The following is a 364-nucleotide window of genomic DNA, read 5'->3' on the forward strand; positions in this document are numbered from 1 at the left end:
GAGCAACATCGTTTAATGCATCATCTCCGACATACATTATTTCAGATGGTTTAACCCCCAATTGATCAATCATATCTTCAAAGATTTTAGGATGTGGCTTACGATAGCCTACAGTTTCAGAAGTAGTTAAATAATTAATAACGTGCATAATACTCAATGAATGCAATCTAAATTGTTTAATTTTGGATTTCCCATTTGCAATCACACCAATCATGTAATGATGTTTCGATAACTTTTCTAATGTATACAAAGTATCATAGTAAGGGAAAACGTAACGATAGAAATGCATTTCAAAGTCATTAAATAAATCTTTCCATTTAAGACGGTCGATATGAAATTGTTTAATGATTTCCTTATATAGATC

The 364-nt window shown here is 30.5% G+C and carries 1 protein-coding gene; it reads right to left on the reverse strand.

Annotation, left to right across the window (positions count from 1 at the left end; translation table 11 throughout):
• Positions 1-364, reverse strand: a 364-nt coding sequence (locus H1S01_RS20960; protein ID WP_188042200.1) for an HAD family hydrolase, incomplete at both ends; no start/stop codon positions are given.

Origin of the sequence: Heliobacterium chlorum (assembly GCF_014502795.1) — a bacterium.
In the GTDB taxonomy this organism is placed as follows: domain Bacteria; phylum Bacillota; class Desulfitobacteriia; order Heliobacteriales; family Heliobacteriaceae; genus Heliobacterium; species Heliobacterium chlorum.